This window comes from Aedoeadaptatus nemausensis (assembly GCF_903819165.1).
Classification (GTDB): domain Bacteria; phylum Bacillota; class Clostridia; order Tissierellales; family Peptoniphilaceae; genus Aedoeadaptatus; species Aedoeadaptatus nemausensis.
Window position 1 is genome coordinate 1 of sequence record NZ_CAIJCS010000038.1, and the last position, 395, is coordinate 395.

The 395-nt window shown below is 44.3% G+C and carries 1 protein-coding gene; it reads right to left on the minus strand.

The annotated features are described in order from the left end of the window. On the minus strand, window positions 1-395 hold a 395-nt coding region (locus PEPTYR26121_RS08550), incomplete at both ends, for an IS3 family transposase (protein ID WP_180501009.1).

Here is a 395-nt window from a genome sequence, read left to right on the forward strand (position 1 = left end):
TTCTGTGGTGTCGGTGGTAATTTTTTGGTAAGGGATGGAGGTATTGAAGCGTCGATTGATTCGATTTTTCTTGATTTTGCCGACGACGCCTTTGTACGAGTTATACTTCTTGTATTTTCTTCCATAGGCGCGGACTTGAAGCCCCATAGCTTGAACCAGCCGTTGAACTTTCTTTTTGTTCACGGACCAATCCCGGTTCTTCAGCTCTAAGTGGATTCGACGGTAGCCGTAGTCTTTGTGATCGCGCCGAATGGCAAGGATTTCATCTTTTAAAGCTTGGTCTTTATCTTCTTCGCTCCACTTTTTCTGCCAGTACATAAAGGTGGATTTTGAAAAGTTGATGGCGGCAAGAATCTTAGTTAGTTGGAATTGTTCTCGGAGTTTGGCGACGATCC